Here is a 6067-nt window from a genome sequence, read left to right as displayed (position 1 = left end):
TGATAAAGTCGGGATTATACCATATTTTCATCAGTCTCATTATCCATAAATATTCAAAAAATAGACAGAAAATTCTTGATTTTGTCTATCGTTTATACTATAATCATAATCACTACACAGAAAGGAGATTATTATGAAAAGAATCATTCATGCTTGGAACAAGGCAAGCCTTGTCAAGCGTATCTTGATTGGTATGCTTTGTGGGGGAATTCTAGGACTGACCCTTCCTAATCTCTCAGAAATTGGGCTACTCGGGGATTTATTCGTTGGAGGTCTAAAAGCTGTTGCTCCTATCCTAGTCTTTGCTCTCGTTGCTAATGCCCTTTCCCAACATCAAAAGGGACAAGATAGCAATATGAAAACTGTTGTTTTCTTGTATATCCTAGGAACTTTTGCCGCTGCTCTTGTAGCTGTACTAGCAAGTTTCATCGTCCCTATTGAAATCACCCTAAATAGTGCTAATACCGATATTGCTCCACCAGATGGGATTGGACAGGTCCTCAGCAACCTCTTGCTCAAACCGGTTGACAATCCAGTCAACGCCCTGCTTACTGCTAACTATATTGGAATCTTATCTTGGGCAGTCATTTTTGGAATTGCTATGAGAGAGGCCAGCAAAAATAGTAAAGAATTACTAAAAACTATCGCTGACGTGACTTCTAAAATTGTCGAATGGATCATCAATCTGGCTCCATTTGGAATCCTTGGTCTTGTTTTTAAAACCATTTCTGACAAGGGAATCGGAAGCCTTGCCAACTACGGTATTTTATTGGTTCTATTAGTAACGACTATGCTTTTTGTTGCCCTTGTGGTCAACCCTTTGATTGCCTTCTTCTTTATGAGACGCAACCCTTACCCTCTAGTTTGGAACTGCCTCCGTGTCAGCGGTGTGACAGCCTTCTTCACTCGTAGTTCTGCGGCTAACATTCCTGTCAACATGAAACTCTGCCATGACCTTGGACTCAACCCAGATACCTATTCTGTTTCTATCCCACTTGGCTCTACTATCAACATGGCTGGAGCAGCGATTACCATTAACGTTTTGACCCTTGCTGCGGTAAATACTCTTGGAATCCCTGTTGACTTTGCCACAGCCTTTGTCCTCAGTGTGGTAGCAGCTATCTCAGCCTGCGGTGCTTCTGGTATTGCGGGAGGTTCCCTCCTTCTTATCCCAGTTGCTTGTAGCCTTTTCGGTATTTCTAACGATATTGCCATGCAAGTTGTTGGGGTTGGATTTGTGATTGGGGTCATCCAAGACTCATGTGAAACAGCCCTTAACTCTTCTACAGACGTCCTCTTTACTGCCGTTGCCGAATACACAGCAGCCCGTAAAAAATAACTCATAAAGGCAAGCCTGCTCAGGTCTTGTCTTTTACGCTTTTATTCTAACTTATTAGGAAACTCTTATGTCTATTAGCCAACGTACGACCAAGCTCATCTTAGCTACCTGTCTTGCCTGTTTTCTTGCTTATTTTCTCAATCTTTCCTCAGCAATTTCGGCTGGAATTATCGCTCTCTTGAGCCTATCTGATACGCGTAGAAGTACTTTAAAACTGGCTCGCAATCGCCTCTTTTCCATGCTCCTAGCTCTGGCTATCGGTGTTCTAGCTTTTCACTTGAGCGGATTTCATATCTGGAGCCTTGGTCTCTATCTTGCCTTCTATGTGCCTCTAGCTTACAAGATGGGCTGGGAAATTGGCATCACACCAAGCACTGTTTTGGTTAGCCATCTCTTGGTACAAGAGTCAACCTCTCCAGACCTTCTAGTCAATGAATTCTTTCTCTTTGCTATCGGTACAGGATTTGCTTTACTGGTCAATCTCTACATGCCTTCACGAGAAGAGGAAATTCATCACTACCACACATTGGTAGAAGAAAAGTTAAAAGACATCCTCCTACGCTTCAAATATTATTTATCCAGAGGGGATGGACGCAACCGAGCACAGCTGGTGGAAGAATTGGACACCCTTTTGGAAGAAGCCCTCAGACTGGTCTATTTGGATCACTCAGACCACCTCTTTCACCAGACTGATTACCATATTCACTACTTTGAGATGAGACAGCTACAAAGTCGTATCCTGCGAAATATGGCCCAGCAAATCAACACCTGTCACCTAGCTGCCAGTGAGAGCCTGATTTTGGCTCAACTCTTTTCAAAAATTGCAGGTCAACTGAGCCAGACCAATCCTGCTTCTGATTTGCTAGATGAAATCGAACGCTATCTGGAAGTCTTCCGAAACCGCAGTCTGCCCAAGACAAGAGAAGAATTTGAAACCCGCGCTACCCTTCTTCAACTCCTACGTGAAGCCAAGACCTTCATCCAAGTAAAAGTTGATTTTTACAAAAATATGGACAGTAAAAAAGAAAACCACTAAAAAACAGAACTTGCCAGCATTCTTGAAAAGTAGTATAATTATTGCATGCGCAATCATCTTGTGACGCAGAGACTGCCCGTTAATGGACTTTCTTCTATTTATGACTCTAAAAAGAAAGGAGACACTATGACCTATTTGGAAAAATGGTTTGACTTCAATCGGCGTCAGAAAGAAATTGAAAGTCTCCTGGAAGAGACCATTGCCCAACAGAGCGAGCAAAGTCTGACCTTGAAAGAGTTCTACCTGCTCTACTATCTGGACTTGGCCCAAGAAAAATCTCTACGCCAGATTGACCTGCCAGATAAGCTTCATCTGAGCCCGAGCGCAGTTTCTAGGATGGTGGCTCGCTTGGAAGCTAAAAATTGCGGTCTACTCAGTCGCATGTGCTGCCATCAAGATAGACGCTCTAGTTTTATCTGCCTGACAAGTGATGGGCAAAAAACACTGGCCTCTCTACAAAAGGCTGTCGAAGAAAGCTTGGAAACTGGTTTGGATTTCTTGATTTAAGATGATTTTAGAAAAAAGTTGCGTGCGCAATCATTTTTATTGACATTCTCTTTTACAAGGAGTAAAATAAAGTCAAGATTAAACAAAGGAGTTTTATATGATCGAAATTACTTATCTAGACGCCAGTAAGAACGAAAGAACTGTGACTTTCGAATCCTATGAAGACTTTGATCGTTCACAACAAGCTTGCCTTATCGGCGTCGCAGACTACTACCCTGTCCAAAAATTAACCTATAACGGTCATGATTTGGACTACCATGGAACTTATGGAGATATCTTCTTCTATCTCAAGAAACAAGATTTAAGCCAATATAACTAAAAAAAGGAGAAATACAATGGCAAAAACAATTACAGATGCAACATTCGAACAAGAAACAAAAGACGGTTTGGTCTTGGTAGACTTTTGGGCAACTTGGTGTGGTCCATGTCGTATGCAAGGTCCAATCTTGGACAAATTGTCTGAAGAACTTTCAGAAGATGTTTTGAAAATCGTTAAAATGGACGTTGATGAAAATCCAAACACAGCTCGTGCCTTTGGAATCATGTCTATCCCAACTCTTCTCTTCAAAAAAGACGGCCAAGTGGTGAAACAAGTTGCTGGTGTTCACACAGCAGACCAAATCAAGGCCATCGTTGCTGAATTGAGCTAATCAACTGAGAGACCAAGTACTTGCTTTGGTCTCTTTTTTCTTGCCCTTTGCCATTTTTCAAAAAATATGCTAGACTATAGGTAGAATATTACGATGTTTGGGACATGCCATCGCTAAAAAAAACCTCGATTTGGTATTTTTTAGCTCCCTCAAGGGAGCTTTTTGCGTGCTCTGAACATTCCCCATTTTGGAAGGAGTACTATGAAACGTCAATCAGCCTTGGTCGTCTTTAGTGGCGGTCAAGATTCTACAACCTGCCTCTTTTGGGCTAAAGAACACTATGAAACAGTCGAAGCTGTCACCTTTGCCTACGGTCAACGTCATCATCTCGAAATTCAAGTTGCCCAAGAAATCGCTGAGGAACAAGGAATTCGTCATCACATCTTAGATATGTCTCTGCTGGGACAAATCACTGAAAATGCCTTGACCTCCGATCTGGAAATCGAGCAAAAAGAGGGGGAGGTTCCCAATACCTTTGTTGATGGTCGCAACCACCTCTTTCTATCCTTTGCGGCAGTCCTTGCCAAGCAACGAGGCATTAAAGATATCGTGACAGGTGTCTGCGAGACAGACTTCTCAGGCTACCCCGATTGTCGAGATGTCTTTGTCAAATCCCTTAATGTTACCCTCAACCTTGCCATGGATTACGACTTCGTTATCCAAACACCTCTCATGTGGCTAGACAAGGCTGAAACTTGGGAGTTAGCTGACCAACTCGGTGCCTTTGACTATGTTCGTGAAAAGACCTTAACCTGCTACAACGGGATTATCGGACGTGGTTGTGGAGATTGCCCAGCCTGCCACCTACGTCAACATGGGTTAAATGTTTATCTCTCACAGAAAGGAGAAGCCTAATGTTTTTTGCACCCAAAGAAATCAAACAGGAAACCGGGGAGTCTCTGGTCTACAACCCTCACAGAACCTTGGTATCAAAAGAGTTTACCTTCGATGCTGCCCACCACCTCTTTCACTATGAGGGAAAATGCAAATCCCTTCATGGTCACACCTATCATCTGCAGATTGCTGTCAGTGGATTTTTAGATGAACGTGGCATGACCTACGATTTTGGAGACATCAAAGCAATCTACAAGAACTACTTAGAGCCCCACTTGGATCATCGCTATCTCAATGAAACTCTTCCCTATATGAACACGACTGCTGAAAATATGGTTTACTGGATTTTCCAAACCATGGACCAAGAGTTGCCAGACGAACGTGGTCTCCGTTTGGAATACGTTCGCCTCTATGAGACTCCGACTGCCTTTGCGGAGTTTAGACGGGAGTGGTTAGATGACTAGGGAACGTGTCCTCAAACTACCAGTTCTGGAAATTTTCGGCCCAACCTTTCAAGGCGAAGGCCGTGCAATCGGGCAGAAAACCATGTTTGTCCGCACTGCTGGTTGCGACTATCACTGCGACTGGTGCGATTCTGCCTTTACTTGGGATGGCTCTGAAAAGCCAACTCGTATGACAGCTGACGAGGTCATTGCTGCCTTGGATAAATTGGGGAGCTATGACTATGTAACCCTATCTGGGGGAAATCCTGCTATCCTAGCAGCCAACATGGCTGAACTCGTCACCAAACTCAAGGAACGTGGTGTCACTCTGGCTGTTGAGACCCAAGGCTCCCGCTGGCAAAATTGGTTAAAAGACATCGACCAGGTCACCCTCAGTCCCAAACCTCCTTCATCCAAGATGGAAGTCAACTTTGAGACCTTGGACTTTATCGTTTCCCAACTGGATCCAGACAAGGTCACCTTTAAAATCCCTGTCTTTGATGATGCAGATTTGGCCTTTGCCCGAGGCATACAAGAGCGCTACCAACCAGATGTTCTCTTCTTATCAGCAGGAAATCCTGAGCCCAAGGCCACAGGCAATATTGTCCAAGACCAACTAGACCGACTCAAAGAACTTTGGGAACGCATCGCCGCTGATGATAGCTGGGGCAATGTCCGCGTCCTTCCTCAACTGCATACCCTCCTCTACGATAACCAACGTGGAGTTTAAGATTAGAAAGAAAAAATCATGTCACAACAAGAAGAAATGAAAAACCTAAGCCTACTGGGCAACAAAGAAACCAACTACATTTTCGAATATCAACCAGAAATCCTCGAATCCTTTGACAATCGTCATGTGGAAAATGACTATTTCATCAAATTTAACTGTCCTGAATTTACCTCACTTTGCCCAATCACTGCTCAGCCAGACTTTGCAACTATCTATATTTCCTACATTCCTGACAAGCTCTGTGTTGAGTCAAAATCCCTCAAACTCTACCTCTTTAGCTACCGAAACCACGGAGATTTCCACGAAAACTGTATCAACACCATCGGGAAAGACTTGGTCAACTTGCTAGACCCTCGCTATTTGGAGGTTTGGGGAAAATTCACTCCACGCGGTGGCATCTCAATTGACCCCTACTACAATTACGGTAAGCCAGGAACTAAGTATGAAGGCTTGGCAGAACAACGCCTCTTCCAACACGACCTTTATCCAGAGAAAATTGACAACCGCTAAACTCATACTCAATGAAAA

At 43.5% G+C, this 6067-nt stretch carries 9 protein-coding genes; all 9 read left to right on the top strand.

What is annotated here, in order from left to right; genetic code table 11:
• Positions 1–133 precede the first annotated feature (133 nt).
• The gene (sstT, locus tag HT708_RS10455; RefSeq protein ID WP_172921604.1) at positions 134–1339 is read left to right on the top strand and encodes a serine/threonine transporter SstT; all 1206 of its coding nucleotides are present in this window, start codon (positions 134–136) and stop codon (positions 1337–1339) included.
• Between the two features lie 67 nt (positions 1340–1406).
• Positions 1407–2375 carry an aromatic acid exporter family protein gene (locus HT708_RS10450; RefSeq protein WP_023937243.1) on the top strand — a complete coding sequence of 323 codons (969 nt, stop codon included), beginning with the start codon at positions 1407–1409 and terminating at the stop codon, positions 2373–2375.
• Between the two features lie 126 nt (positions 2376–2501).
• On the top strand, positions 2502–2882 hold the full coding sequence (locus tag HT708_RS10445) for a MarR family transcriptional regulator (protein ID WP_000221631.1): 381 nt from the start codon (positions 2502–2504) through the stop codon (positions 2880–2882).
• 97 nt (positions 2883–2979) lie between these two features.
• On the top strand, positions 2980–3201 hold the full coding sequence (locus tag HT708_RS10440; RefSeq protein WP_000570255.1) for a DUF4649 family protein: 222 nt from the start codon (positions 2980–2982) through the stop codon (positions 3199–3201).
• Between the two features lie 16 nt (positions 3202–3217).
• Positions 3218–3532, top strand: coding sequence for a thioredoxin (gene trxA / locus HT708_RS10435; protein WP_001140463.1), 315 nt, complete (start codon positions 3218–3220; stop codon positions 3530–3532).
• A gap of 201 nt (positions 3533–3733) precedes the next feature.
• Positions 3734–4387 carry a 7-cyano-7-deazaguanine synthase QueC gene (gene queC / locus HT708_RS10430; protein ID WP_138702628.1) on the top strand — a complete coding sequence of 218 codons (654 nt, stop codon included), beginning with the start codon at positions 3734–3736 and terminating at the stop codon, positions 4385–4387.
• Positions 4387–4830: a 6-carboxytetrahydropterin synthase QueD gene (queD, locus tag HT708_RS10425; protein ID WP_023941074.1), complete on the top strand. Its 444-nt coding sequence runs from the start codon at positions 4387–4389 to the stop codon at positions 4828–4830. The genes queC and queD overlap by 1 nt, the downstream gene beginning before the upstream one ends.
• A complete protein-coding gene (queE, locus tag HT708_RS10420; RefSeq protein WP_023938861.1) occupies positions 4823–5539 on the top strand; it encodes a 7-carboxy-7-deazaguanine synthase QueE in 717 nt (238 codons plus the stop codon). The genes queD and queE overlap by 8 nt, the downstream gene beginning before the upstream one ends.
• Before the next feature lie 18 nt (positions 5540–5557).
• Entirely contained in the window at positions 5558–6049 is a 492-nt protein-coding gene (gene queF / locus HT708_RS10415) for a preQ(1) synthase (RefSeq protein ID WP_023938863.1), read from the top strand.
• Positions 6050–6067: the final 18 nt, after the last annotated feature.

Source organism: Streptococcus sp. 3613 (assembly GCF_013277375.1).
GTDB lineage: Bacteria > Bacillota > Bacilli > Lactobacillales > Streptococcaceae > Streptococcus > Streptococcus pseudopneumoniae.
This window is presented reverse-complemented; position numbering and strand designations above follow the sequence as displayed.